At 47.2% G+C, this 26,779-nt stretch carries 20 protein-coding genes; 19 read left to right on the top strand and 1 reads right to left on the bottom strand.

Going from position 1 to position 26,779, the window contains the following annotated elements:
- Positions 1-100: 100 nt before the first annotated feature.
- The 11 genes from ACOZB4_RS07990 to glnA all read left to right on the top strand — a co-directional run bounded on the left by ACOZB4_RS07990 (position 101) and on the right by glnA (position 15,831).
- Entirely contained in the window at positions 101-1,741 is a 1,641-nt protein-coding gene (locus ACOZB4_RS07990; RefSeq protein ID WP_379407557.1) for a S1C family serine protease, read from the top strand.
- 129 nt (positions 1,742-1,870) lie between these two features.
- Entirely contained in the window at positions 1,871-2,557 is a 687-nt protein-coding gene (locus tag ACOZB4_RS07985; protein ID WP_213643504.1) for a response regulator transcription factor, read from the top strand.
- A 1-nt stretch (position 2,558) separates the two neighbouring features.
- Positions 2,559-4,013: a sensor histidine kinase gene (locus tag ACOZB4_RS07980; RefSeq protein WP_379407562.1), complete on the top strand. Its 1,455-nt coding sequence runs from the start codon at positions 2,559-2,561 to the stop codon at positions 4,011-4,013.
- Positions 4,014-4,065: 52 nt separating this feature from the next.
- A complete protein-coding gene (locus ACOZB4_RS07975) occupies positions 4,066-5,016 on the top strand; it encodes a 4-hydroxy-3-methylbut-2-enyl diphosphate reductase (RefSeq protein ID WP_339293559.1) in 951 nt (316 codons plus the stop codon).
- Between the two features lie 735 nt (positions 5,017-5,751).
- The gene (locus tag ACOZB4_RS07970) at positions 5,752-6,708 is read left to right on the top strand and encodes an ABC transporter permease (RefSeq protein WP_076324468.1); all 957 of its coding nucleotides are present in this window, start codon (positions 5,752-5,754) and stop codon (positions 6,706-6,708) included.
- 31 nt (positions 6,709-6,739) lie between these two features.
- A complete protein-coding gene (locus tag ACOZB4_RS07965) occupies positions 6,740-7,636 on the top strand; it encodes a carbohydrate ABC transporter permease (RefSeq protein ID WP_076324467.1) in 897 nt (298 codons plus the stop codon).
- Between the two features lie 79 nt (positions 7,637-7,715).
- Positions 7,716-9,386 (top strand): extracellular solute-binding protein, encoded by a 1,671-nt coding sequence (locus ACOZB4_RS07960; RefSeq protein ID WP_379407631.1) that lies wholly within the window; start codon positions 7,716-7,718, stop codon positions 9,384-9,386.
- Positions 9,387-9,465: 79 nt separating this feature from the next.
- The gene (locus ACOZB4_RS07955; protein ID WP_215159222.1) at positions 9,466-11,040 is read left to right on the top strand and encodes a response regulator; all 1,575 of its coding nucleotides are present in this window, start codon (positions 9,466-9,468) and stop codon (positions 11,038-11,040) included.
- A gap of 38 nt (positions 11,041-11,078) precedes the next feature.
- Complete coding sequence (locus ACOZB4_RS07950; RefSeq protein WP_379407648.1) at positions 11,079-12,869, top strand: sensor histidine kinase; 1,791 nt, start codon at positions 11,079-11,081, stop codon at positions 12,867-12,869.
- Between the two features lie 187 nt (positions 12,870-13,056).
- Complete coding sequence (gene aroF / locus ACOZB4_RS07945; protein WP_379407652.1) at positions 13,057-14,112, top strand: 3-deoxy-7-phosphoheptulonate synthase; 1,056 nt, start codon at positions 13,057-13,059, stop codon at positions 14,110-14,112.
- A gap of 294 nt (positions 14,113-14,406) precedes the next feature.
- Positions 14,407-15,831 (top strand): type I glutamate--ammonia ligase, encoded by a 1,425-nt coding sequence (gene glnA / locus ACOZB4_RS07940; protein WP_076324463.1) that lies wholly within the window; start codon positions 14,407-14,409, stop codon positions 15,829-15,831.
- 179 nt (positions 15,832-16,010) lie between these two features.
- Here the strand turns inward: glnA and ACOZB4_RS07935 are convergent, their stop codons facing one another.
- Entirely contained in the window at positions 16,011-17,054 is a 1,044-nt protein-coding gene (locus ACOZB4_RS07935; protein ID WP_379407662.1) for a LacI family DNA-binding transcriptional regulator, read from the bottom strand.
- Positions 17,055-17,468: 414 nt separating this feature from the next.
- Between ACOZB4_RS07935 and ACOZB4_RS07930 the strand changes: the two genes are divergently transcribed.
- The 8 genes from ACOZB4_RS07930 to ACOZB4_RS07895 all read left to right on the top strand — a co-directional run bounded on the left by ACOZB4_RS07930 (position 17,469) and on the right by ACOZB4_RS07895 (position 26,592).
- A complete protein-coding gene (locus ACOZB4_RS07930) occupies positions 17,469-18,809 on the top strand; it encodes an ABC transporter substrate-binding protein (RefSeq protein WP_339267456.1) in 1,341 nt (446 codons plus the stop codon).
- A gap of 107 nt (positions 18,810-18,916) precedes the next feature.
- The gene (locus ACOZB4_RS07925) at positions 18,917-19,810 is read left to right on the top strand and encodes a carbohydrate ABC transporter permease (RefSeq protein ID WP_339267455.1); all 894 of its coding nucleotides are present in this window, start codon (positions 18,917-18,919) and stop codon (positions 19,808-19,810) included.
- Positions 19,810-20,646, top strand: coding sequence for a carbohydrate ABC transporter permease (locus ACOZB4_RS07920; protein WP_339267453.1), 837 nt, complete (start codon positions 19,810-19,812; stop codon positions 20,644-20,646). Before ACOZB4_RS07925 ends, ACOZB4_RS07920 begins: the two co-directional genes overlap by 1 nt.
- A 25-nt stretch (positions 20,647-20,671) precedes the next feature.
- Positions 20,672-23,398, top strand: coding sequence for a GH36-type glycosyl hydrolase domain-containing protein (locus ACOZB4_RS07915; RefSeq protein ID WP_379407674.1), 2,727 nt, complete (start codon positions 20,672-20,674; stop codon positions 23,396-23,398).
- A gap of 78 nt (positions 23,399-23,476) precedes the next feature.
- Complete coding sequence (locus ACOZB4_RS07910) at positions 23,477-24,361, top strand: hypothetical protein (protein ID WP_379407678.1); 885 nt, start codon at positions 23,477-23,479, stop codon at positions 24,359-24,361.
- Positions 24,362-24,458: 97 nt separating this feature from the next.
- Positions 24,459-25,547 carry a 3-phosphoserine/phosphohydroxythreonine transaminase gene (gene serC, locus ACOZB4_RS07905; protein ID WP_379407681.1) on the top strand — a complete coding sequence of 363 codons (1,089 nt, stop codon included), beginning with the start codon at positions 24,459-24,461 and terminating at the stop codon, positions 25,545-25,547.
- 129 nt (positions 25,548-25,676) lie between these two features.
- Positions 25,677-26,141 (top strand): tRNA (uridine(34)/cytosine(34)/5-carboxymethylaminomethyluridine(34)-2'-O)-methyltransferase TrmL, encoded by a 465-nt coding sequence (gene trmL, locus ACOZB4_RS07900; RefSeq protein WP_076324455.1) that lies wholly within the window; start codon positions 25,677-25,679, stop codon positions 26,139-26,141.
- Positions 26,142-26,337: 196 nt separating this feature from the next.
- Complete coding sequence (locus tag ACOZB4_RS07895; protein ID WP_009595823.1) at positions 26,338-26,592, top strand: AbrB/MazE/SpoVT family DNA-binding domain-containing protein; 255 nt, start codon at positions 26,338-26,340, stop codon at positions 26,590-26,592.
- Positions 26,593-26,779 lie beyond the last annotated feature (187 nt).

The following is a 26,779-nucleotide window of genomic DNA, read 5'->3' as shown; positions in this document are numbered from 1 at the left end:
AATTGTTTTTAAGGTACTATTAAGGTTTATAGTACACAATAAGAACAGTTAATCAATTAAACCACTTGGAAGCAAGTGATTTTAAATAGGAGGTAGACCTATGGACGACCAAAGAAAGCGCTACGGGTATCCGGATGATGAGGGAATGAACAACGAGTCGAATAACAATGAAGCACCGAGACGTGAGGAAGCATCCACGAAGAATTCGTCTTATTATTATTCTTACGGACCGTTTCAGTCCATACCCAGCGAACGTGATGATCAGCAGCCAGAGCGGCCATACCAGAGCCGGGAATCGAAGGAAGTAGAAGTTACCGCTCCGCAGCCTGTCAAACCGATTCCATCCTCTGGTTTCTCGCAGTCACATTCCTCCGGAAGCCAGGGGGGCGGCGGGTCTATGGATTCGATGCAAAGAAATAAAGAATGGAACTACAGCCAGAAGCCTAAAAATTCCGTGAAGACGGTGCTGTTGTCCTTCATGGCAGGTGTCCTTGTCATTTCGAGCCTGATGTTTGCCGCTGACCGCACGAATCTGTTTACACCTGATGCGGCGTACTCATCAGAGCCAGCTCAAGAAACTTCAGCCAAAGTCGATGATAACGGCGGAGCTACTACGGCATCGAGCATTATTCCTTCGGGCCAAGGAGATGTATCGGCAGTCGTAGATCAGGCGAGTCCTGCCGTTGTACTGATCGAGACGCTTGTAAACAGCAGCAATCGCCAGAGCACGAATCCGAATATGAATGATCCGTTCTGGTACTTCTTCGGCGGCGGCCAATCGAGCCAGGAAGGAAATGGCGGAAACAGTGGAAACGGTGGAAGCAGCAACAACGGAGGTCAGGAATCCCAGCTTCAGCCTTCCGGCATCGGCTCGGGTTTCATTTTTGAGAAGTCCGGATACATTTTGACGAATGAGCATGTGATCCATGGCTCAGATGTGATCCAAGTAACGGTACAGGGTACCAAAAAGCCTTATGAAGCGAAGCTGCTCGGTTCCAGCTATGAGCTCGACTTGGCCGTGCTAAAAATCGAAGGGGCCGATTTCCCGACGGTGCAGCTGGGTGACTCCAATTCGCTGAAGGTCGGTGAATGGCTTGTTGCCATCGGTAACCCGCATGGTTTTGAGCATACGGTAACCGCAGGCGTACTTAGCTCGAAGGAACGCGAGATTGATATTCAAGGCACTAATGGTGAGGATGATCGTAATTACGAGCATCTTCTGCAAACCGATGCCTCGATTAATCCGGGTAACTCCGGGGGACCGCTTCTCAATCTGAAGGGTGAGGTTATCGGGATGAACGTAGCCGTCAGCGCGGAAGCGCAAGGGATCGGATTTGCAATTCCGTCCAGCACGATCAAGGAAGTTGTGGAATACCTGAAGAATAATGAGGAAGTTCCGAAAGAGCCGGTTCCGTTTATCGGGGCAAGCCTGGGAACGGTCACTCCGCAAATTGCCCAGTCCTTGGGTACCGACGTGAAGGAAGGTTCTTATGTTGACAGCGTTGTATTCCGTTCGCCGGCTTATGAAGCGGACCTGCGTCAATATGACATCATTGTGGGCGTGGACGGAACAAAATATCCGACCTCGAAGGATCTGACTGAGTTCATACAATCGAAGAAGGTTGGAGACAAAATCACACTGAATGTGGTTCGTAACGGTAAGAATATTGATTTGCCGCTGACGATTGGGGACCGTAATAAGTTTGATCTATCCCAACAGCAGCAACAACAGCAACCGTAACCCTGGATAGGTGTGACAACAAGCGGAAGGGACCGTTCCCTTCCGCTTGTCTTGTCCTTGAGGCGACCGATATAATGGGATTGTAACGTCGAACTAAATTAAACGCTAGAAGATAGAGGAGATGCCGCTATGCGATCCCGGATATTAATTGTAGATGATGATGAGAAGATTATTTCCATGCTGCGCAGGGGACTTGCGTTTGAGGGCTATGACGTCCTAACCGCATCCAACGGAGCGGAAGGTTTGAAGGTGATATTGAGTGAGGACCCGGACGTTGTCGTTCTGGATGTGATGATGCCTCAAGTCGATGGATTTGAAGCGTTGCGCAGACTCCGGGAAGGCGGAAGCACGACACCGGTGCTGATGCTGACCGCGAAGGATGAAGTGGAGAATCGGGTGAAGGGACTGGATACCGGAGCAGATGATTATCTGGTCAAACCTTTCGCGCTGGAGGAGCTGCTTGCCCGCGTACGGGCTTTGCTGCGCCGTAAAACCGGGGACGATAGCTCTAACCACCGACTGACCTACGAGGATCTTGTGATGGATACCGATGCAAGGGAAGTTATTCGCAGCGGGCAGCGACTGGAGCTAACCGCCAAGGAATTTGAGCTCCTGCACCTGTTTATGCAAAATCCGAAGCGGGTGCTGTCCCGCGATTTAATAATGGATAAAATATGGGGCTATGATTACAGCGGGGAGTCCAACGTGCTGGAGGTTTATATCGCCATGCTCCGGCAGAAGACCGAGGAACATGGAGGTAAACGGCTGATCCAGACGATCCGCGGAGCCGGCTATATTTTAAGAGGAGATAACTAGCATGTCCATTCGGTTAAGACTGACAGCATGGTATACCGGCATTTTGTTTGTGACACTGCTGATTTTCAGCTCGGCAGTGTATGGCTTTGTCCATTTGTATACGTATGAGGAGTTAAAACAGCGGATTGTGCAGGAAGTCAATAAAATTGGTGTGACGTCTGGTGCAGTATCGTTACTGCCTGACCGTTCTTCCGCTATAAATATGGAAGCAGCTGATTTATACGTACAGCTGTATACGTTTTATAATGGAGCTGTTTGGAGATCAGGAAATATGGAGTTTAGCGGCTTGAGATTTGAGAATCCAACCGTTGAAAGAGCCTTAAATACTACGAAAAACGAATTTAAGCGGTTTACGGTAAAGGGTAATTCATTCCTGATATTTGAGGCACCCGTGTTTGAAGAAAGGACGAATAAACTTTACGGATGGCTACAAGTCGGGGCGAACACACGCACAATTGAGGAAACCTTAGATCGACTCCAATCCATCCTCATCATGGGATCCGCAGCAACACTTGTCATTGCTTCCACGCTGGGCTTGTTCCTCGCCCGCAAATCCATGAAACCAATCGGCAAGGTAACGGAGGCAGCGGAGCAAATCCAGAAGGGGACCGACCTCAGCGTACGTATCGAATACGATGGTCCGGAGGATGAGATTGGTCAGTTGATCGGCACGTTTAACGGAATGCTTGAGAGGACGGAGGGCTTTTACAAAGAGCTTGAAGATGCCTATGCGGCGCAGCGCCGATTTGTATCGGATGCTTCCCATGAACTCCGAACGCCGCTGACCACCATCCGGGGGAATGTGGATCTTCTCCAGAAGATGTGGACGGAAGCCCCTGGCGAGAGAGCGAATATGGACGAAGAAACGATTAAGCAAATCTCGGTCGAAGCGGTGGGAGATATATCTGATGAAGCGAAACGGATGAGCAGACTGGTGAACGATATGCTGTCTCTGGCACGGGCCGATACTGGCCAGACCTTTGAACTGGATCCGGTCCCTCTGCAGCCTTTGGTTGAAGAGGTCGCACGACGCGCTCATTTCCTGGAGAAAACCGCTGAGTGGCATGTCGGAGAGCTGTCTGTCCTGAACGGTGTTTATGTAGAAGGTAATAAGGACTACTTACAGCAGATGCTGTTCATCTTTATCGAGAATGCGTTCAAGTATACGCCGGAGGGTGAAGTTAGCCTGGATGTCGTCCTGTACAAGGGCCAGGTCGGTTTGCGAATTTCGGATACGGGGATCGGTATGGATAAGGATGAGGTTCCGTTTATATTCGAGCGTTTCTATCGAGCGGACCAGTCCAGAGGCGTGACGAGCGGGACCGGCCTTGGCTTATCCATAGCCAAATGGATTATTGATGAGCACAAGGGCTCTGTCGAGGTTGTAACCCGAAGAGGGGAAGGCAGCACCTTTATCGTCTGGCTGCCCGTCGTCTTTGCTCCTCCTCTGGAATAGGTTATAATAGACTAGATACTTTACGTATTACAACGGAAAGCAGGTGAGGATCATCGAAGTCTTGAAAATATCACCGAGAGGTTACTGTTACGGTGTCGTGGACGCTATGGTCTTGGCACGTCAGGCGGCCCAGAATCTGGATCTTCCTCGGCCTATTTATATATTGGGCATGATCGTGCATAACAGTCATGTCACGCAATCCTTTGAGGATGAAGGCATCATTACGCTGGACGGTCCGAATCGGATGGAAATCCTGAGTCAGGTGGAGAGCGGCACCGTTATTTTTACCGCACATGGGGTCTCTCCCGAAGTACGCAAGCTTGCGAGAGATAAAGGGTTAACCACGCTCGACGCCACTTGTCCTGATGTTACGAAAACCCATGATTTGATCCGGGAAAAGGTAGCGGACGGGTATGAGATCATTTATATCGGGAAGAAGGGGCATCCCGAGCCGGAAGGCGCGATTGGGATCGCACCGGATCACGTGCATCTGATCGAGAAGGAAGAAGAAATTGAACAGCTTCAGGTAAATTCATCACGAATCATCATTACGAACCAGACAACGATGAGTCAATGGGACATCAAGCATATCATGAAGAGCCTGCTTGATAAATTCCCTGGAGCGGAGATTCATAATGAAATTTGCCTTGCAACGCAAGTGCGGCAGGAAGCGGTAGCCGAGCAAGCGGGCCAGGCAGATTTGGTCATCGTGGTCGGGGATCCGCGCAGTAATAACTCGAACCGTCTTGCACAGGTATCCGAAGAGATAGCTGGCGTTCCGGCTCACCGCATTGGCGATGTGACAGAGCTTAAACGCGAATGGCTTGAAGGCGTAGGCAAAGTGGCTGTTACATCAGGGGCATCAACACCGACTCCAATTACCAAGGAAGTCATCGCCTATTTGGAACAGTATGAACATGATCAGCCGGAAACTTGGGAGATCAAACGTACGGTGAATATGAATAAACTGCTTCCGCCGGTTCGGGTGAAGAGTAAATCATAAGAATGGAAGCTTTTTCTTAATACAAGGGTTGCGATTTAATCGCGACCCTTGTATTTTTTTGTTGATATCGGTACGTCCTTAATATTATCTTGTCATCGTCCTATTTGGCTCCTTTTCTCGAACAGGGGGATAAGCGTTTATTTTCATGATCACCTATGATATATTAGGAGTTCGAGTCCATTGACATTACAGAAAATGGTTTATAGCATACCAGCAGAGGACAGCGTTCAGCTAAACATTGATGGTGTTACCGGAAATTATATCAGTTCACTGCCTAAACATAACAAGAGATCCATTTTTAATAGTTCAAATTAAGGCTGTTTTAGCATTTATCAATGATGCAATATCAGGTAATAGTGATCCTTATGGATTGTAGCTTAGTTTTTAAAAACTATGAATGGTTTAGCCAAATCGTGCTAATTGATAAACTCTCCCCTTGTGGTGAATGGTGGAACAACAGTTCATTTGAAATGAACTGAACACTGTAGACCTAAGGGGATTTTCTATGTCCCGTATTAAGAACGGACGATGAATTTTGGACAACCTCGCCGGATACAGGATCATTTTTTTGGACTAGCAGTAACCCCGTAAATATCCCAAATCTGTAAGCGTTTTAATTTTCGATTGAATAATATCATTTTTCGTTGAATAGGCAAATGTTTATATTGGATAGTTTATTCTACAATGTTAGACATTAGGTAAACTTCATGGCATAGAACACACGGGGGGTTGGACATGGCGCAAATATCCGTAGAACAGGAACCTGTTCCAAAACGGAAAAAGGACAGCTTATTGATTCGCTTTGCTAAACAATGGGATATTCAGTTAATGGTGCTTCCTGCACTCGCACTCATTTTTGTGTTTAGCTATATACCGATGTACGGCATTCTAATGGCTTTCCAGGACTATAACATTTTCAAAGGGATGGGCGAGAGCCCATGGGCTGGATTCAAGCATTTCGAAATGTTTTTTGAATCACCTGAATTTATGACGGTTATGCGAAACACGATCGTCATCAGTTTACTTAAATTTATCATTGGTTTCCCTGCACCGATTATGCTGGCGCTGATGCTGAACGAGGTTCGGCATATGTTCTTCAAGAGATTGGTGCAAACCGTCAGTTATCTACCGCACTTCCTGTCTTGGGTTATCGTTTCAGGATTTGCGATTTCTCTCTTGTCAACGGATAACGGCAGTGTGAACATTCTGCTACAGAAGCTGAATTTGATCGAAGAACCGCTCAACTTCCTGTCCATTCCTGAGTATTTCTGGACGATACTCGTAACGACAGGGGTTTGGAAAGAGATTGGGTTCTCCTCGATTGTTTACTTGGCAGCTGTTGCCGGGGTTGACCCGCACATGTACGAAGCAGCGGACATGGATGGCGCAAGCAAATTCAGGCAGATCTTTACGATTACGCTTCCATCGATTATGCCAGTCGTTGTTATCTTTATGATTCTTGCCATTGGTAACTTGCTAACTGCGGGCTTCGAAGACATCTTGCTCTTGGCTAAGAATCCGGTATTGCGAGAGGTATCCGACGTTATCGACACGTATGTCTATCGAATAGGTATTGAAAATTCCCGATTCTCATATGCAACGGCTGTAGGCTTGTTTAAAGCGGTAATCAGCGTCATGCTTCTGACGATTGCCAACTTGATTGCACGTAAATCAGGGAACAGCTTATGGTAAAAGACCACTATGATGAAGGGAGCGTGTAATTGTGGTACGTCTAGCATTTGGTGACAAAGTGATGATGGTCATCATTTATATCTTCTTGGCATTACTGGCCTTTGTAACTTTTTATCCGTTTTGGAACGGACTTGTCATTTCATTTAACTCAGGTTCAGATACAGCAATGGGGGGCGTTACCTTCTGGCCCCGGGACTTTACATTAGAGAATTATGGGATCGTCTTTCAGGATAACAGGCTGCTGAATGGTTTCAAGATTTCGGTGCTTCGTACCGTGATCGGAACCATCTCCTCCATACTTGTAACCTCTATCTTCGCTTATGGGATGACGAAGAGCGAACTGATCGGCCGTAAGTACTACATGGTTATGTGTATTATTACGATGTATTTTGGCGGTGGCTTGATCCCATCTTTTATGCTCGTTCGTGGTTTGGGTCTGATGGATTCTTTCTGGGTGTTCATTATTCCGGGCTTGGTAAGTGTGTGGAACATGATCATCTTCCGGACGTTCTTTAACGGCCTCCCGAATGGTCTTGAAGAGTCCGCCAAAATTGACGGCTGTGGCAACTGGGGTATTTTCTTTAAGATCATTCTCCCACTGTCCGGTCCGGTAATCGCAACATTGTCATTGTTCACCGCGGTTTCGCATTGGAATGAATGGTTCTTGCCGAGTATCTACATCAATAACGAGAACTTGCTGCCAATTCAGACCATGCTTCGCCAAATATTGAACTCTAATATTATGTCTGAACAGATGAGCAATCTAGATTCGGCTTCTCAGGCCGTTCTCTCCAGGATGCAGAGTGTGACCTCCAAGTCGTTGTCCATGGCAACCATGATGGTGGCAACACTTCCGATTATTATGGTGTATCCATTCGTACAGAAGCACTTCGTTAAAGGTGTTCTGGTAGGCTCCCTGAAAGAGTAAGGGCAACAATATGTGTTGTTTGAAGCATTATGCTTTAGACATAAATATCAAGTGTAAAGACGAAAGGGGAAATTAGAGAATGAGGTTGAGAAAGAAATCGCTGACCACATCGATGACGGCTTTGCTTGCGGCAGCGCTAATGCTTTCTGCATGCGGCGGCGGCGGTGGAACCAAGACTGCTAACCCTGAGCCAGCAGGCGAAAGCGGAACTAGCACGCCTCCAACGGAGGCATCCGACAAGTTTGTGCTTGGCGAAACTCCGCTTGAGTTCAGCTTCTATGGTCATTATAACGAGTACACCATGCCTCCATGGGGGCAAGACGAATCCTCGAAATGGATTCAAGAGAATAAGAAAGTAACCGTAAATGCCATTCATTCGCAAGGTAACGCACAACAAAAATTCAATACCATGATTGCTTCCACGGAGCTTCCAGATGTTATGTGGATGGATCGCGGACCGGATGTAGAGAAGCTGCGTCAAGCAGACATGCTTGTGCCTTATGACGAATATCTCGATAAATACCCTAACTTGAAGGAATGGATGGGTGAGGAAGGCCTGAACATGCTTCGTTCCCCTGACGGTAAACTGTATCAGTTCCCGAACTGGTATACGAACCAACCGAACGGTAACGCAGGGTATGTTGTTAATAAACAAATCTACCATGAGTTAGGTTCACCTAAACTGGAAACAACAGATGATTTGTACGAATATCTGAAAGCAGTTAAAGCCAAATATGGCGATAAGGTTGTTCCATTTGAACCACACGTTCAAGGTCAAGGTATTGAAGTACTGTATTCCGCTTTTGCTGAAAATGCTCTAACGCGCTGGATCAGCATCCGCGGCGTGCCTAACGGCGACAAGTTGTCTTCCATCTTTACTGATCCTATCTTCCGTGAGTCGATGCAGTATTCCGCGAAGCTGTTCCGTGAGAAGTTGATTTCTCAGGATGCTATGACTCAAACTGTAGATCAGGTTAAAGAGAAAGTGAACACGGGACGAGTTGCAGTATATGCTGCTTCAAGCCCGACTGAAAATGCAATGAACGCACATGCCGATTTGGCAGCAAAAGATCCAAACGGAGGATATTTCATGATCTGGCCGATTCACAAAGAAGGCCTGGACAAGAACAAAATCTTCCCGGGTACTTACACGCAATTGGGTTGGAACGTAAGTGTAATTACGAAGTCTGCTAAAAATCCAGAAGCGATCTTCGCATTCCTGGATTGGTACACAGGTCCTGAAGGACAAAGTGTTCTGATGTGGGGTCCTCCAGGAGGATATTGGGATGGATTTGAAGACGACGGTGTGACACCTAAATTTACTGAGAAGTATGTATCTGATGCAGCCGGTCTTAACAAGCTGCAAGCGATAACAACGAACTTGCATTGGAACGGTAACACGGTATTTATTGATACAGCAAAAGCAAAATATGAAAGCACATTGCCAGAGGAGCAGCGTAACTGGTCCACTCGTTGGCAGTATGAAGTCACTTGGAAGACTCAAGCAAATGCTACGGAATACATCAACCTCGATCCGGCCCCGGACAGCGAGGAAGGAATTATCCGTCAGCGTGTAGAGGATATCTTTACAGAATCCAGAGCGAAAGCCCTGTATGCTAAGGATGATGCCGAAGTATTGGCAATCCTCGACAAGGCGGAAGCCGATGCGCAATCTGCCGGATATGATAAACTTCTTGCATTCAAAACAACGAAATGGCAAGAAAACGTTGCAAAAATGAAAGGCCAATAATAATCTTTACTTAAAACCAAGAAGGGTATGCTGCTTATGCAGTATACCCTTATCGGAATTTATGGGGGAGATGATACCCGTGTATAAAGTGCTGCTGGCAGACGATGAAATACTGGATCTAGAGGGCATGAAGAGCTTTATTCCATGGGAAAATCTCGGAATGAAAGTGATAGACTCGGTCAATAATGGCTTCGCTGCCTGTGAGGTTCTCGAAAAGGAGAAGATCGACATCCTTGTTACCGATGTACGCATGCCGAATATGACCGGGCTTGAGCTTGCTCAGCGGGCACTGAAATTGCAGGAGGAACTCCGGATTATCTTCGTAAGTGGTTACCAGGACTTTGGTTATGTGAAGCAGGCGATTGCCTTGAATGCATGCAGTTATGTGCTAAAGCCGATGGAGGACCAAGAGCTGATTGATGCGTTAACGAAGGTGAGGCTGGAGTTGGATCGTCTCCATGAACGCAAAGAGACGGAAGAGGCTTACCAGCAGATGATCCCCATCCTCAAAAATCAGTACCTCCTGCAAATTCTCCAGAGGCCCTACGATGGAGCCATACTGGATATTATCAAGCGGGAGTACCGATTGACGGAGCTTCACTGGCCGGTTTGTGTCATTTTGCTAGAGCTTGATAATGTGAGCACTTGGCGAAGCAGCTTGCTCGATTCCGAGGAAAAGCTTAGTGTCATAGAGGAGTATTTCTCGAGACTGCATAAACTGCTCGAACAGAACGGCTTCGAATACATATGCAAGGTAACAGATCAGCGGACGGCCGTAATGCTTAACGGGGGCAGGGGCAAAGAAGAGATTCAATCCCTGCTTGAGGAATTGAAGCAGGAATATAACTATACAATGACGGTAGGTGAAGGAAGAGCTGCCTACCAACTGGAGCAGCTTCACACGTCGTATCAGGAGGCATTGGCCGCGCTGGACTACAAAATGTTCCGGGGCAAAGGTAAATGGATTCTGTACAGCGAGGTGCCTACCGAGGACCGTGAGGATGTAAAAAGTCTCGATATCCGTCTGGATGCCTTATTTACAGCCATGACAGAGTATGATATTGTTCGTATTTATGATGAACTGGAAGCGATTCAATTGCTTGCCTCTAATATCAGATCCAAGTTCACCATACGTAATTTAGCCGTGTATATTATGGTGAAGCTCGAAGGTCATCTGCAGACGATTAATGAAGAGTTATACCGTATGGCAGGATTGGATCTCAAAAATCTTGATATTCTACTTCATTTTGAAACGATGGATGATATCTTCTCATGGCTTCGCATGAAGGCAATGGAAATTTCGGAAATGCTCAAGAACCGAAAATCAACAAAGAATGGCAGGCTGGTCGAAGAGATCATAGAAAATATCCAAGCGCGTATGCATGAGAATATCACGCTGCGAGATATGGCAAACCGGTTTTCTTTTTCACCGAATTATCTTGGGGTGCTCTTCAAGGAAGAAACCGGACATAACTTCAGCGATTATGTAATCAAGCTCCGCATGGAGCGCGCTAGAGATCTGCTCAAGACGACCAAGCTCAAAATATACGAAATTGCATCGCAAACAGGGTATCAGTATCTGCCTTATTTCAGTAGACAGTTTAAGGAAATGTATGGAATGACACCTCTGGAATACCGGCGCAAGCACTCGTAATTGGCAAAATTCAGATTAGATGTGGGGTCAAACAGGTGATGGCAGGGAAATTCGAACGAATACGGGTCAAGATACCTTTCGGGTACAAGTTAATGATTTCGTACTGCGTGTTCATCATTATACCGGTGCTGCTTGTCGGTCAGATTGCGAATCAGGTCTTCGTAAAGTCCACTCGCGAGCAGACGTATAACAATATTCAGGGTACGCTGCATCAGATGAGCGAGAATATATCGTATAAGATGGAGGACATGATTCGGATCTCGGACATGCTTTATTTTGATACGACCTTTAACAGCCGCCTGCGGTTTACTGAAAGCGCTTGGATTAGCTACGACACAACGATTAATGTGCTGATTCCCAAGTTGGAGACCGCGGTGAGTACGGCTAACCGAAGGATCTGGTTATCGATCTACCTGCGTAATGACGACCTTAGGGAGATCTATGACAATTATACGTATTCAGACCCGCTGGATTCCAACAAACGTCTATTTGATATTTATCAATATGACAGGCTAGAGGACCGGTCATGGTATAAATTGTATCCCAAGGATGAGAATTATGGTGTAACCTTGCAATGGAAACAGATTGAAGACGATGTGAGGAACGGACGCATTTCCTTGCTGCGGCGGTTGGTGGATATCAGTTCGACCATTAAACCGCAGGAGATCGGATTCATGCGGATCAACGTCAGTATGACCGACCTCTTCGAAAGCATGGATTACAACAAGATCGGTGACGGAACGGCTTTATATTTATCGGATTCCCAAGGGCGGGTGGTTCTATCATCGGGTGGCATACAGACAACCGTCTTCAAGGAAAAAGAACTTCGCAAGAACGGTGACCTCCTCATTCGGAAGCCCATTCCCCAGCTCGGATGGGATTTGATTGCCGTTGTCCCTGCGCAAATCGTGGAGAAAGATACGGTCAAGATTCGTAATTTAACTTATCTGATCTGTCTGATTTGTATCGCTATCTTTTTTGTGGTCAGCATTTTGGTCTCCAGATACTTCAGCCGCCGGGTTTCCAAAATCGTATCGGTGCTGGACTCGTTCCAGGAAGGGGAATTCCACAAGCGGGTATCCTTTAAGGGCAATGATGAATTTACGCATATTTCCTCTGCTCTGAATGATATGGGCAGCAATATCGGCAAGCTGATCAATGAGGTGTATCTGGCCGACCTTCAGAAAAAAGAAGCGGAACTGGAATCGCTGCATGCGCAGATTAATCCGCATTTTCTATACAATACCCTATCCTCCATCAGCCGCTTGGCGCGGTTTGGGATGCTGGATAAACTGCAGCGTATGGTGATGGACCTAGCGAAGTTTTATCGCCTGTCGCTTAACGATGGCCGGAATATCATCTCCGTGAAGAATGAACTGGAACAGGCTCAGGCGTATGTAGATATTCAAAAGATTAAATACGACGAACGGATGCAGGTTACTTATGATTTCGAGCCGGAAGTGGTCCGGTATGAAACCGTGAAATTGATTTTGCAGCCGTTTATCGAGAATGTGCTGGAGCATGCCTGGACCGGGGATTATATTCATGTTCGAATTACCGCCAGAGTGCTGGAAGATGTCCTGGAATTTAAGATTATCGATAATGGAGTCGGGTTCCCGCCCGGCAGAGTTTTGGACAATACAGGCGGACAGGATCTAACCAATGCCGGATACGGTATTCGGAATGTGGATCAACGAATCAAACTTCACTATGGCAGCGAATATGGGGTCACGTTATTCAGCCGAGCCGGAATTGGGACAACGGCAAGAATTGCGATACCACTCGTGAAGCGAACCGTAGCGGAAGGACGCAGCAAAACATTGATGTAACAGGTAATCGACATCTCCCGATCGTGCAGGCTTGAAGAATGGGCTTGACGAGGGGAGATTTTTTCTGTATATTTACTTTATCGGATAAAAGCATAAAAGCTTAAAAGCTTAAAAGCGAACAAGCGCGAAAGCAATTATCCATCGATTGAAATTGAAAATGGAATAAATTCAGAAAGAAGGTTTTATTATGATCGTTATTACATCCAATCAAACATCAGAGGAACAAGTTCAGCATATCGTAAGCGAGATTGAGAAGGAAGGACTGCAGGCTCACGTATCGAAAGGGGCGGACCGTACCGTAATCGGGCTGATCGGCAGCGTGAACCCGAAGCTTGCGGAGCACCTTCGCCAAATGAAGGGCGTAGAGAATGTGGTTAAAATCTCCAAGTCCTACAAGCTTGCCAGTCGTGATTTTCATCCGGATGATACCGTTATTGATATTAAAGGCACCAAGATTGGCGGAGGCAATCTGGTCGTCATGGGTGGTCCATGCGCCGTGGAATCGCCGCAGCAGATTGACGAGATCGCGCAGCTGGTTAAGGCAGCAGGCGGACAGGTGCTTAGAGGTGGCGCTTTTAAGCCACGTACGGGCCCATACAGCTTCCAGGGCGTTGGCGTTGAAGGTTTGATTATGATGGCGGAAGCCGGGCAAAAACATGGCCTGTTGACGATTACGGAGGTTATGACGCCCGAATACGTGGATATTTGCGCGGAATACGCCGATATTCTGCAAGTGGGAACCCGTAATATGCAAAATTTCGATTTGCTTCGGAAACTGGGTACCTGCGGTAAGCCGGTTTTGTTGAAAAGAGGTTTCAGTTCAACCTATGATGAATTCCTGAATGCAGCGGAGTACATTCTTGCCGGCGGTAATCCGAATGTCATGCTCTGTGAACGTGGAATCCGAACATTCGAAACGTACACCCGGAACACGCTGGATTTATCTGCCATTCCTGTTTTACAAGGGCTGAGCCACCTTCCGGTCATTTCTGATCCGAGCCATGGAACAGGACGACGCGAGCTTGTTGAACCGATGTCCAAGGCATCCGTGGCGGCTGGGGCAGACGGCCTTATTATTGAAATGCATACAGATCCAGATAATTCCATGACAGGCGACGGGGTTCAATCCCTGTTCCCGGATCAATTTGCCACATTGCTTAAAGACTTGGAGCAGCTGGCCCCACTAGTAGGCAAAAGCTTTGCGACTTCCAAAGCACCTGCTTCTGAATTTGCGCGCGTATAGTAATTGATAAGCGACATTGTACACTCGGGATTAGCGTTAAGAACATAGTTAAGGTTCGCCAGTTCCTTAAATCTAATATAAAAGACATCTGCAAAAAGATTGCAGGTGTCTTTTTTCTGAGTTTACATTAACTGGTTTATCATGTTATGTAACCTGACATCTCTTTCAAAAATACCTTACATAGGTATTGACGTCAGGTTATCTCCCGGCATATAATGACGAAAAGAAATCGAAAGATTATGAACATTGTTAAGCTGTTTAAGTCTTAATGTTCGGAAATTGGGAGGAAGAGACATGTCGGTAGAGAAAGTATTGCAAACCATTAAAGAGAACAATATTGAGTGGGTTGATTTTCGTTTTGTAGACTTGTCGGGACGGGTTCATCATATTAGCTTGCCGGCTTCAGAAGTAGATGAAGAAACATTCGTGAATGGGGTAGCGTTCGATGGATCTTCTATTCCAGGATTCCGCGGCATTGAAGAGTCGGATATGGTTATGATGCCTGATCCGGATTCTTGCTATATCGATCCGTTTACAGCACATTCTACGCTTAACATTATGAGCAACATCTATACACCGGAAGGTGATTCATATGAGCGTGACCCGCGCGGTATCGCAGCTCGTGCCGAGCAATACCTTCAAGAGGCCGGTATCGGAACAGCAGCATTCTTCGCACCGGAATCCGAGTTCTTCCTGTTTGATGAAGTTCGCTATGAAAGCTCCATGAACAGCTCCAGCTATTTCGTAGACTCCGAGGAAGCGCATTGGAATACGAACCGCAAGGAAGAAGGCGGCAACCTTGGTTTCAAAGTTGGCGTTAAGGGCGGATATGTTCCAGTAGCACCTGTGGATACTCAGCAAGATATCCGTAGTGAAATGTGCCGATTGCTTGATGAAGCAGGACTTCGCGTTGAGCGTCACCACCATGAAGTAGCAACTGCCGGCCAAGCGGAAATCAACTTCCGTTTCGATACATTGAAAAAAACAGCTGACAATTTGTTGATCTATAAATATATCGTGCATAACACAGCACGCCAATATGGCAAAACGGCTACGTTCATGCCGAAGCCATTGTTCGGGGATAACGGAAGCGGCATGCACGTTCACCAGTCCATTTTCGATGGTGACACCCCATTGTTCTATGAAAAAGGCGCTTATGCTAACCTGAGCCAAACAGCGATCCACTACATCGGCGGTATTCTGTACCATGCGCCTGCATTGATCGCTTTGACAAATCCGAGCACCAACTCCTTCAAACGTCTGGTACCAGGCTATGAAGCACCGGTTAACCTCGTATTCTCCAAGGGCAATCGTTCTGCCGCCGTGCGGATTCCGGTTGCAGCCGTAACGCCGAAGGGCTGCCGCATCGAGTTCCGTACACCGGATTCCACGGCGAACCCTTACCTTGCATTCTCCGCCATGTTGATGGCTGGCTTGGACGGTATCAAGCGTAAAATCGATCCTACCGCACTCGGTTATGGACCATTCGATAAAAACATCTATGAATTGTCTGATGCCGAGAAGAAAGAAATCCGCAGCGTACCGGGTTCCCTGGATGAGGCTTTGGATGCACTTCAAGCAGACTATGAGTTCTTGACAGAAGGCGGCGTATTTACGCAAGAATTCCTCGAGAACTTCATCGAGTTCAAGCGTGCCGAAGCCAAAGCGGTTAACATCCGTGTTCATCCGCACGAGTACTCCCTGTACTACGACCTATAATAAACAACGTCAAAAAGCCTAGGGCGGCATCATGCCCTGGGCTTTTTTTGCACATATATAAAGCCTAGCTAGGTTTAGCGAGGATTATCATACCAAGGGAGAACAAAGGCTATTTTCAAAGGCAGGCATGAATAGCCTTGCTCTTGGCTTAAGCAGCCCCGCACTCCCTTACCCCAGCTTTACTCTTTAAAGTATCCGTAGTGATGCGTATTGCTTCCGCAAGATTCCCGAACGATGAGCTCAGGCTCTACGACAAAGGAGCTGATGGGCGATTGCTTATGGATAAGGTCGTAGAGCATGAGCGCTGCCAGGCGACCGATTTTTTCTTTGTTTTGCCGAATCGTCGTTAGTTTGGGTGTTGTATATTTGCACGCCTCAATATCGTCACAACCGATGATCGATACATCGTCAGGGACCTTCAGGCTATGTTCCTGAAGCGCTTGGATGGCTCCAATCGCAATCTGATCGGAGGCTGCAAAGATCCCGCGGGGGAGAGAACCTGCTTGGATCAGCCGTGTCATGGCTTTGTATCCGCTTGCCTCATGAAAATCTTCACCGCTTTGGAACCATTCCGCCCGGGCCGGAAGTCCGAAGCTATCCATGGCGTTACGATAACCGGCCTCACGCTTGTTTGAGATTTCAGACTCCTTGCTGCCTCCGATGAACCCCAAGTCTCTGAAACCTTGAAGATAGAAATGCTCCACGACCTTCGAGGACATTTTATAATTATCGGACATGATATGCCCCGACATTTCGCCGAATAGTTCAATATCGACCCCGATACACGGAATATCGCTCTCATCCAGCTCTTTAATCGAGGGCTCGATTTCCTCGCCGGATATAATGACACAGCCATCCACCTGATAATGACGACATCGGCCGAGGTAGTCGGCGTCATCCCCTTGGAATTTCTCATTCGAAAAAAACAGTAGATCGTAACCGAGAACCCCCATTTGCTTCTTAAAGGAATTGAGAACTTCAACAAAAAAAGGATGGGTAAAATCGACATTCAGCTTTCCCGCAAATATGATGCCGATTAAATTCGATTTCTTGGTTGCTAATGTTTTTGCAGAATTGGAAGGGGTGTATCCCGTCTCTTTCATAATTTCCAACACGCGTGCTTTGGTCTCTTCGGATACATCACTGTAGTTGTTGATAATCTTGGAGACGGTGGATACGGATACCCCGGCCATTTTAGCGATTGTTTTGATGTTTAAAGCCATGCGAAACGCCCCTTATTCTGTTTATATTATCATTTCATAATTTTCGTGAGTTTTCGTTAAGTATGACTGCTACTTGTCGTTATTCAGTACAGAAGCGAAACTGTTTCGTAAATTAGTGTATCTGCTTTAACTAGGTAAGTCAATGAAGAGAGTAGTCATGATGCTTGTAATAGAAAGGAATAAAGCTGTATCGCGTTTAATTAACAAAATATTTTGGGAAAGAAAAAAAAGCTTTGACAAACAAAATATTATGAGTAATAATAGGCCTTGCGAAACCGCTTTCGGTATATTTCGCTGAATTGCGAAAATTGATAATTATTGTTTCGTAACATCAAGATTGTACTGAGCGAGAAAAAGCGGAATGATGAATCCGGTTTCATAATGAATTGCACTTTAATTTCAGGGGGTAAGGAAATGATTAAGAAATTATCAGCAATACTTTTGGCGGGTGCTCTGACTTTCTCGCTAGCGGCTTGCGGAAGCAGTGATTCAGCCGATAAAGGTACACCTTCGAAAGGTGATAAAAAGGTCATCAAAATTTTACACTGGAAACAAGATAACATCAATAAAGCGGTTGAAGAGATCAACAAGAAATTTGAAGAGAAGTATCCTGAGTATACGATAGAGTATACCACTACGGGTCCGGATGACGAATACAAGCAGGCGCAGAGAGCAAGAATCACTGCTAATGACGTCGACGTTTTGGCTGATTTATCGGGAATGAGACTTTCCCCGCAGGAATGGACACCGGGTGCGAAAGTACCTGATTGGCAGCAGTGGATTGATACGGGATTGATCGCGGATTTATCCGACCAAGCCTTCATTAAGAATTATAATGCTAACGATATTGAAAAAGCCGGAACTTATAACGATAAAGTGTATGCGATTCCAACGGGCAAGGTTGCGATGTCCGGTCTGTTCTACAATAAGGAAATCTTTGAACAGAATGGATTGAGTGTTCCGAAAACGTGGTCGGAGTTCATCAAGCTGAATGATGATCTGAAAGCCAAGGGCATTACCCCGATTGTAGTTGCAGGTAAAGACGTATGGCCTTTGAAACTCCCTGTATTCGCCCTGCAAGCCAAAATTCTTGGCGGCGGAGACCAGCAGAAATGGATTGAAGGCGTTTGGAAAGGCGAAACGGCTTATAACGATGAAGAAGCAATCGAAGTATTGGAAAAAATGAAGACGCTTCAAGACAATTACATGATTGACGGATTCATGGGGATTGATTATGCAACAGCGCCTTCCTATTTTGCAACAGGAAAAGCAGCCATGCTGGCTGATGGCTCTTGGGATGCTCCAACCGTCGCAGCAGCAAATCCGGAGCTGAAATTCGGTTACTTCCCGCTTCCGGCTACGGAGGATGCAGCCAAGAATGCCTCTTTTGTCGGCAAGTATGACGTAACCTGGTATGCAACCGAGAAGGGACCGAACAAAGAAGGAGCCCTAAAATGGCTTGAATTCTTCTCCGAGCCGGAAAATTACACGACTTTCGTGAAAGCTGCCGGTTTCATTCCGACACAGGATAACATTCAGACGGAAAGCGACTTTATTGACAATGAACTGACCCCATATCTCGGAGAGTTCGAATTGGCGTACGAAATCATGATGATTAACCGTCAAAATATTGGCGAGCATTTGGCTGCAGAAGGCGTTCATACGGAATTCCTGGCACCGGGCGGTCCATACAAAACAGCAAAAGAGCTGGCTGATATTCAACAAAAAGAATGGGAAGCTGCTGCTCCGAAATAAGATTCTTCTATTATAAAGAGACCTATATAGAATGAACCATACTGTAGTCGGGGTCTGTGCAGCAGGCCCCGACATTTATTGAAATGGGATTTTGCGAGGTGAGAGAGATGTATCCATTTGGAAAAGGATTTAACCGATTCATACCCTTATTGCTGCTGCTGATACCGATGGCGCTTTACATCGTGTTTTATTTTGGACCATCGATCCTGACAGTCATCTATTCCTTTACCGATGTCAAGAACCTCCCGGGCAGCACGTACCAATTTGTCGGGCTTGATAATTATAAGGAATTATTCTTCTCGGGGAACTCAGGGGAGCGGTGGCGTTCCATCATAAACACCCTGATCTTTATGTTCGTTGTTACGATCGTGCAGAACGGGGTCGCTCTGTTTATCGCCGTCATCATTAACCAGCGCCTAAAAGGCGATTATTTCTATCGCGCGGTATTCTTCTTGCCGGTTGTACTGGGCGTAGCTGTCGTTGCTCTGATCTGGGGGATGATGTTCGATCCGTTAAACGGACCTGTCAATCGCCTTTACGACGCTCTCTTCGGCTATCAGGACATGTTCTTTGGGAGTTTCACTCACGCGTTTGGCTATATTATTTTCGTCCAGATTTGGATGTACATGGGCTATTCCATGCTGATCTTTCTGGCTGGACTCCAATCAGTCCCTAAAGATTTATACGAGGCGGGTCATATTGACGGCACCAGCAAGTGGCAATCTTTCCGTCATATTACCTTCCCCCTGATCGCACCATCCTTCACGGTGAATATGCTGTTATCCATCATTGGCGCAATGTCTACCTTTGATATCATTTTGGCGACAACAGACGGTCGCTTCAATACAAGGACGATGGCTTACGACGTGTACAAAGAGACGTTCCGGGGAAGTTTGGAAATGGGCCTTCCTTCGGCGCTGTCTGTTGTGCAGTTCCTGATTATTCTCCTCTTTGTTGTGGTGGCTGTCAGACAGACGCGTAAGAGAGAGGTGGAGTATTGATGCGAAATTCCAAAACCACGCAAATTCTTTCTTACGCCGTCATAGGTATGCTGCTGATTCTGTATGTCGTTCCGCTTCTGCTCGTATTCAACGTATCACTCAAATCCTTCAATGAGTATCTGCTCAATCCGATCGGGATCGTCCAGAACATGGAATGGGGCAATTATACACAGGCATGGTCTGAGGGTAATTTCGCCGGTTATTTCGCGAACAGCTTAATTTATACGGTATCTGCGACGGTACTGACCATCATCGTGTCGTTGTTTGCGGCCTTTCCGGTCGCGCGCGGATATGTGATGTGGAGCGGCTTCATTTATATGTTCTTTTTGTTGTCCCAGTTTCTTCCGAATCCGATGGTTGCCCAGTATAAACTCATGCTGTCCTTCAAGGAGAGTGTTTCGTTCTTCGGGTATGATACCAAGCTTGGTTATATCTTGCTGAAAACGACGGGAACGGGCGTTGTGTTCATGATGTTTGTCGGCTACATCAAGTCGATTAGCCGCGATCTGGATGAGGCCGCGGGGATGGATGGTTCCGGTTATATCCGTTACCTGTTCCAGATCATTCTGCCACTGATGAAGCCGGTTATCGCAACTGGCGTCATTCTGACTGCGATTGGAATCTGGAATGATTTTGTCGGTCCGATCATGTATCTCCCGAGTCCGTCCAACTATCCTATTACGTTTGGCCTAAAGGAATTCAGGGGGCAATACGGGAATAACTGGCCGCTGCTTGCATGCGGAATTACGATCGTAGCGGCGCCATTGATCATTCTGTACACGTTCATACAGAAATATCTGGTGGACGGGGCGCTGGCCGGAGCCGTCAAATCCTAAGGCATAGAAGGGAAGAGATCGCGATATGAAATCAACAGGATGGAAGTTTGAGGGAAACCATGGGGTCTTTACGTTGCGTAATCCCGAATATCATAACTATTTATATTTCCCTTTAGTGAATGAGGCTGGCATGATGTCGGCCGTCACGCCGAATCTTCACGGTGAAATGACAAGCAGTCATAATACGTTTTTCATGTCGCCCGTATCGGTGGAGGATCTACATAATTCCAAGTCCGCACGTAACTTTTGGGTGCATATTGACGGGCATGGTGCATGGTCCGTAACCGGCAATTCAGCCAAGCAGAATGCAAACCGGTTCATGAACGAGGAAGAAGAAAGCCAATTGGCAGCCGGGTTTTTATGGCATAAGCTGACACGGATGAACGGGGAAGCCGGACTGCAAGCGGAAGTAACCAGCTTCGTTCCGGTAACGGATGACAAAATCGAGTTAATGAAAGTAACACTGACCAACGTAGGAGAGCAGACGCTAAAACTGACCCCTACCGCGGCAATCCCGCTGTATGGCCGTTCGGCAGACGATCTGCGGGACCACCGTCACGTGACATCCCTGCTTCACCGGATCTTTGTCCATCGCAAAGGAATCGAAGTCCAGCCTGCTCTCTCATTTGATGAGCGGGGTCACCGTATTAATCACGTATCCTACAGCGTCCTAGGCGCGGAAGCGGACGGTGCGGAACCGATCGGTTATTTTCCGGTGCTTGAAGAGTATATTGGGGAAGGCGGCGCGCTCGATTGGCCTGAGGCTATCATTGCCAATAAGCAAGCGGGCGCGCAGGCAGGTGACTCCTTGGAGGGATATGAGGCCATTGGAGGTCTACGGTTTGCGGGGGTTCAACTGCAGCCTGGCGAATCCAGGGCTTATGTTATGGCGATGGTCATTTCGGAAGATTGCGCCGAGACCGGAAGACTTGCCGAAACGTATTTATCGGAGAAGCGCTTTGATGAGCTGCTTGCTCAGAATGAAGCCTATTGGAATGACAAGCTGAATACCGTATCCTTCCATACCGGCGATCAGCAGCAGGACTTGTGGATGAAATGGGTAACCTTGCAGCCGATATTGAGGCGTCTCTATGGCAACTCATTTCTTCCTTATCATGACTATGGCCGTGGAGGACGTGGATGGCGTGACCTCTGGCAGGACTGTCTGGCATTGATGATCATGGAACCATCCGAGGTCCGGTATCTGCTGCTTAATAATTATGCAGGTGTACGGATTGATGGAAGCAATGCTACAATTATTGGAACGAAGCCCGGTGAGTTTATCGCTGACCGGAACAACATACCGCGCGTATGGATGGATCACGGTGCATGGCCATTCATGACGACGCTGCTTTATTTGGACCAGAGCGGGGATTTGGATTTCCTGAAGCAGCCGCAGACCTATTTCCGCGACGTATTTGTAAGTCGGTGCAAGGAGAAGGACAGCGGATGGCTGCCTGAGCATGGGAATCTACTCTTAACCGTGAACGGTGAGGTATACGAAGGTACGATACTGGAGCACATGCTGCTGCAGAATCTGGTTCCGTTCTTTAATGTAGGTGAGCACAATAACATCAAGCTTGAGGGAGCGGACTGGAATGATGGTCTCGATCTTGCTCCGGACAGAGGCGAGAGCGTGGCCTTTACTGCGTTCTATGCAAGCAATTTGATGCAGCTTGGCAATCTGCTGCTGGCATGGCAGGACAGAGAAGGCGTTGAGTTTCTTGAAATCGCGGAGGAAATGGCTGTGCTGCTCGATTCGGTAACGGCTCCCGTCTCCTATGATGATGTGCAGGGGAAGCTGGAGCTGCTTGATCAGTATTATGAGGCTGTTAAAGTCTCCGTGACCGGAAACAAACGAAAGTTTAGCGTTGCGGAAGTTGTGAAGGATTTGAGACTGAAAGCGGACTGGATCATCCGGCATTTGCGCAGCAAAGAATGGATTACAAGCCAAGAAGGATACTCGTGGTTTAACGGTTACTACAATAATGACGGAGCGCGCGTGGAAGGCGATCGTCCCCTTGGCGTGCGCATGACGCTTACAGGCCAGGTGTTTGCCGTTATGGGCGGAATTGCGGACGATGAACAGGTAGGACAAATTACGAAATCGGTTGATCGGTATTTAAAAGATCCGAGCATTGGCTATCGTCTGAATTCGAACTTTGGCGAGATTCAGCAAAATCTCGGGCGGGCATTCGGTTTCGCGTTCGGACATAAAGAGAATGGAGCCATGTTCAGCCATATGAGCGTCATGTACGCTAACGCTCTCTATAAGAGAGGTTTTGTCCAAGAGGGATACGAGGTATTACAATCGATTTACGATTTAAGCAATGACTTTGAACGGAGCCGCATGTATCCGGGTATTCCCGAGTACATCAACGAGAAGGGAAGAGGGATGTATCCCTATCTTACCGGGTCGGCAAGCTGGCTTTTGCTTACCATGCTGACCGAGGTTTTTGGAGTGAAAGGAAATCTGGGACATCTGCTCTTGGAGCCGAAGCTCAGTCCTTCGCAATTTGGAGCCGACGGTACTGCTGCTGTGCATACGCGGTTTGCGGGTAAACCGCTTCAGATTGTATACAGCAATCCGAAGCGATTGGATTACGGAAGTTATACGATTCAATCGGTAACGCTGAACGGCGAGAAGATTCAGCTGCGCAGTCAGAAACCGGGGGCTGCCGAATTGGATCGCAGCTTGCTGTACGCGTTATCCGAAGATGAGTGTCAACTAATTCGTGTCGAGCTTGCCTGACACACGAGCATACAACATTTCAGAAGCCCCGGCAGGCAAGTTGGCCGGGGTTTCTTCATCATGAATGGAGCGATTGTTATGGGACATCAATTAGCAAACGGACAATTGGAAGTCGATATAGCGGAAGTCGGTCGTTATCAAGGCACGCGTTTTGACCGGACCGGTTTCATTACCCAGGTCAAATTGACCGAAAGTGGTCACACATTCTGTGTTCATGAGTTTGCGGATGGGTTTAACCCTCAGGCCGGGTCCGGATTGTGCAACGAGTTTGGACTGCATGAGGGGATGGGTTATGCAGAGGCCGAAGTAGGTGGGTGGTTTCCCAAATTAGGAGTGGGCCTTCTCAAACGGGTCAGCGAGGACCCGTATCACTTTCAGTATACGTATCCGGTGGAACCTTTCGATGTCGATATCACTTCGGATGACGTTAGCATTTCATATACGATGCATCCTAGGAACGTCAAAGGGTATGCGGCAAAACTCGTTAAGAAAATTTCGATTCAAGACACGACATTGACGATAGGTTATGAGCTCTTCAATGAAGGGAGCCAAAGGATGGATACGGAGGAGTACATTCATAATTTCATAGGGATTAACGAAGAGCTGGTAGGACCAGAGTATAAACTTAAGTTACCGGTCCCTGTCCGCTTTACGGAGGTCGAATCGGATTATACCTCGGGTCTGCTATCTGTTCAGGATAACGAAGTGGGCTGGAATGCCAGACCGGATAAGCCCTTTTATGGGAGAATGCAAGGCATTAACGGCAGCGATTATCCTTATTCCTGGGAGCTAACGCACAGCGCCAGCAGGGCGGGAGTCAGGGAGATCAGCGATTTTCCGGTTGCGCATATGGCGCTGTGGGGGACCGATCACGTTATATCGCCAGAAGTGTTTATTCGATTAAGCCTGGCACCCGGAGAAAAGAGATCCTGGAGTAGAAAGTACCAATTCTTCTGTTGGTAGCGAGAATTCAATGTGAATAATTACACTTGAAGGTCTATGGGATTGTTGCTATGATTAGCGTTAATTAGCATTCATAGTAGAGAAAGGGTGGAGTCTTTTGAGCAAGAGAGCATACAATTTTAACGCAGGACCTGCTGCATTGCCGCTTGAAGTGTTGGAGCGCGCCCAGGCCGAATTCGTCAATTATGGGGATACCGGCATGTCGATTATGGAAATGTCTCATCGCGGTGCTGTATATGAAGCCGTTCATAACGAAGCGCAGGAGCGCTTGCTGTCCCTGCTGGGGAATCCATCCGGCTACAAGGTGTTGTTTATCCAAGGCGGTGCAAGCACGCAATTTGCCATGATTCCGATGAACTTCTTGGGACAAGGCCAGGTTGCGAACTATGTAATGACGGGAAGCTGGTCTGACAAGGCGATTAAAGAAGCCAAGCTGATTGGCGAAACTCATGTGGCAGCCTCTTCTGAGGAGAGCAAGTACATGGCTCTGCCTAGCCTTAAGGACATTAAGCTGTCGGATCATGCAGCCTATCTCCATCTGACTTCCAATGAAACGATTGAAGGCACACAGTTTAAGGAATTCCCGGATACCGGTTCAGTGCCGCTTATCTGTGATATGTCGAGCGATATCCTCAGCCGTCCGTTCGATTTGAACCAATTCGCGATGGTTTATGCGGGCGCTCAGAAGAACTTGGGGCCGTCCGGCGTTGCGGTTGTGATCGTCAGAGAGGATATGATTACAGATTCTCCTAAACATCTGCCGACTATGCTCCGTTACAATACGTATTTGAAAAATAACTCGCTGTACAACACGCCGCCGTCTTTCGGCATCTATATGATCAACGAAGTGTTGAAGTGGATTGAAGAGAAGGGCGGCCTGCAAGGCGTTCAAGAGATGAACCGCAAGAAAGCCGCACTCATCTATGATGCCATTGATCACAGCGAAGGCTTCTACCGCGGCTGCGTGAATGCAGAGGTACGTTCCGATATGAACATTACGTTCCGTCTTGCCTCTGAGGAGCTGGAGAAGGAATTCGTGAAGGCTTCGGAGCAAGCAGGCTTTGTCGGCCTGAAGGGTCATCGCAGCGTCGGCGGTTTGCGGGCTTCGGTATATAACGCCGTTCCGTATGAGAGCGCTCAGGCGCTGGTGGAATTTATGCAGCAGTTTAAGAAGAGCCACAGCTAAAATCATACAAGATTACACAATGATAACCTTCCGCCGGTTCGGCGGAAGGTTATTTCTGGATATCCCGGGAAATCGGGAAGGAATCGGTTATAATAAAAATAAAACAGAAGAAAAGGTGGACTTATCAACATGGCATTACACATCGTACTAGTCGAACCGGAAATTCCAGCCAATACGGGCAATATCGCCAGAACTTGCGCCGCAACGGGCACACATCTGCACCTGGTCCGTCCGCTCGGTTTTAATACAGACGACAAGACATTAAAGCGGGCCGGGCTGGATTACTGGTATGCCGTACATATTGAATATCATGATTCCTTTGAGGAGTTGCAGGCGCTCTATCCGGAAGGACGTTATTACTACGCCACGACGAAGGCTACCAAGCGTTACATGGACATTGAATATCAAGACGGGGATTTTTTGGTGTTTGGCAAAGAAACCAAGGGATTGCCGCCGGAGCTGCTAGCCGCGAATAGCGAGCATTGCATCCGCATGCCGATGACCGATAAGGTGCGTTCTTTGAATTTATCCAACTCTGCAGCGATTATGGTATATGAAGCACTGCGTCAATTGGATTTCCCGGGTATGGAATAAGTTTTTGCAAAACTTTGAGTTTTTTGGGGAATATCATCCAGTATACCTAGTTGATATTGAAAAAAACTAAGAAATTCTTAATTTCCAGCAGGATTCGACAACTTTTTATCGAACTATTATACTAGGCCCTTGTTATCAGTTCTGAACTGTGGTGTCAGAAATCACTTGTTGAAAATGAAAGAGGTGTACAATCGTTATGAAACCTGCTGGTGTTGTTCGTAAAGTTGATCAGCTGGGAAGAATCGTTCTGCCTAAGTCTCTACGCAAGAGATATCAAATGAACGAGGGGGATCCCGTAGAAATTCTTGTACAGGGGGACCATATTATATTGGAGCGCTATCGTCCGAAATGCGTCTTCTGTGGTTCTATGGACGGAGTTAGCGAGTTTAAAGAGCGCTATATCTGTTCACAATGCATGTCCGAAATGCAGCAGCTTCCGAAACATGCCTAGTACCTCAAATGAATTACCTTTTGCGCATCGCTAATGAGCGGTGCCTTTTTTGTTCCTCAAAAAAATAAAACTCCCCCGATATACGAGGGAGACGCCTTACAGGCCTTTGGTTTTATCATCATTGTATGCCGCGGTCCAAATGCCAACCATGTAAAGGGCGAATACGAGCATGACGATCCAAAATGTT

The sequence above is a fragment of the Paenibacillus sp. NPDC058898 genome (assembly GCF_049316025.1).
Lineage (GTDB): Bacteria > Bacillota > Bacilli > Paenibacillales > Paenibacillaceae > Paenibacillus_AQ.
Note: the sequence above shows the minus strand (reverse complement) of the source record. Positions and strands in the feature narration are given on the sequence as shown.